The organism is Meiothermus cerbereus DSM 11376, assembly GCF_000620065.1.
GTDB lineage: Bacteria > Deinococcota > Deinococci > Deinococcales > Thermaceae > Meiothermus > Meiothermus cerbereus.
In genome coordinates this window covers 1-1,322 of record NZ_JHVI01000055.1, presented here as the reverse complement: position 1 = coordinate 1,322, position 1,322 = coordinate 1, and the positions used below count along the sequence as shown (strand labels likewise).

Annotated in this window: 2 protein-coding genes and 1 pseudogene; 2 read left to right on the top strand and 1 reads right to left on the bottom strand. The window is 60.4% G+C overall.

Translation table 11 applies throughout. The features are described from left to right. Positions 1–33: 33 nt before the first annotated feature. The gene (locus Q355_RS0113130) at positions 34–237 is read right to left on the bottom strand and encodes a helix-turn-helix domain-containing protein (protein WP_027878190.1); all 204 of its coding nucleotides are present in this window, start codon (positions 235–237) and stop codon (positions 34–36) included. An 86-nt stretch (positions 238–323) separates the two neighbouring features. Between Q355_RS0113130 and Q355_RS0113125 the strand changes: the two genes are divergently transcribed. Beyond that, positions 324–842, top strand: coding sequence for a hypothetical protein (locus Q355_RS0113125; protein ID WP_027878189.1), 519 nt, complete (start codon positions 324–326; stop codon positions 840–842). A 236-nt stretch (positions 843–1,078) separates the two neighbouring features. Beyond that, positions 1,079–1,322 (top strand): annotated as a pseudogene (locus Q355_RS17175) (metal-dependent hydrolase); the annotation flags it as partial.

Sequence of the window (1,322 nt, the reverse complement as noted above, 5' to 3'; positions counted from 1 at the left end):
CCCCGCCCTTGCCGTTGAGCACCGCCACCACCCTCATCCCCTCCCCTCCTTCAGGGCCTTTTCCAGCCGTGCCTCGCTCCCCGCGAGCCGGGCGGCCTCCTCCCAGGGAATGCGCCATAGGTGCCCCACCTTCTGGGCGGGGAGCTTGCCCGAGCGGATCCAGCCCCGCACCGTTTCCGGGTGGACCCGGAGGGCGGAGGCTAGCTCTTCGGGGGCGAGGAAGACTGGCTTGGACACGGGGCCAGAATACCCAAAGTAGCCAGAGGGCGCAAGGTGGTCGGTTCTCGCAGGACCGACAGGCTCGACATGCTATAGAGAGCAACATGAGGGTGCTGCAACTTATGCTTTTGGGCGCTCTGGCCCTTTTCCTCTCAGGGTGCATATTCACTTCAGACAAGCCAGCGCTAAGCCGCACAGATGCCTTCCCCGGCGTAGGCAACTGGCGCTGCAAGGACATCAACGGGAAGGAAAGCTCTACGGAGGTCAAGGTAACCCCCAATGGTTACCAGATGGCTGGCGATCCCGCATGGTTCAAGCGTCTGGATAACAACCTCTACCTGCTGCAGAGCTACGGCCAGGTATCCAAAGACGTTCCGGGTAAGCGGTACATCTACGGCTGGATCGAGCTGGCGGGAAATCGTATGCTGCTCTACTTTGTCTCCATGGATGGGCTGGCAACCGCATCCAGTAACGCGCTGCGTGCCGGGGTTGAGCTGGAGAGCATCTCGAACGACATAGTTCCTATATACCGGGTCAAGGGAGAACCAGAGCAGGCCCTCCGCTTTCTCACCTTCTTTACCCCCCGGGAACTCATGGCTGTCATGAGCTGCGTAAAGAGTTGAGAAGTTCTCCACCGGTACGCGCGTGCTGTAAGTCTTTCTGTGGTCGTTGCCGCAGGGGCTTCAAAAGTCTGTAAGTTCGGAAGTTTGTGAACTACAAACTTACAGAGTCTGGAACTCGTGTATTTGCAAACTCTGTAGGTTGGAAAGTCTGTATTCTCCAAACTTACAGAGTACGTAACTTACAGAGTTACGTACTCTGTTATTCTGTTATTCTGTTAGTCTGTTAGTCTGGAGTTATGTTCGCAGGCAGACAGCAGGAAGGCCGAGCGCTGCTCCTCTCGGTGCGGGCCGGGCGCGGGGTGGTGCTCTCGGCCCCGCCGGGTTACGGCAAGAGCGCCTTGCTCGAGGAGGTGCGCCCCGCCCTCGAGGCCGCCCGGCTCGAGCGCCGCAAGGGCCGCGAGGCCGAGCGCCAGCTTGTCCGGTCGCCGGTGGCGGGCCAAGTGGCCGAGGTCAAGGTGCGCGACGTGGGGCCGAAGGGGG

Coding starts and splice junctions, on each gene's coding strand:
- Q355_RS0113125 (WP_027878189.1), top strand. CDS start 324: ATGAGGGTGCTGCAACTTATGCTTTTGGGCGCTCTGGCCCTTTTCCTC.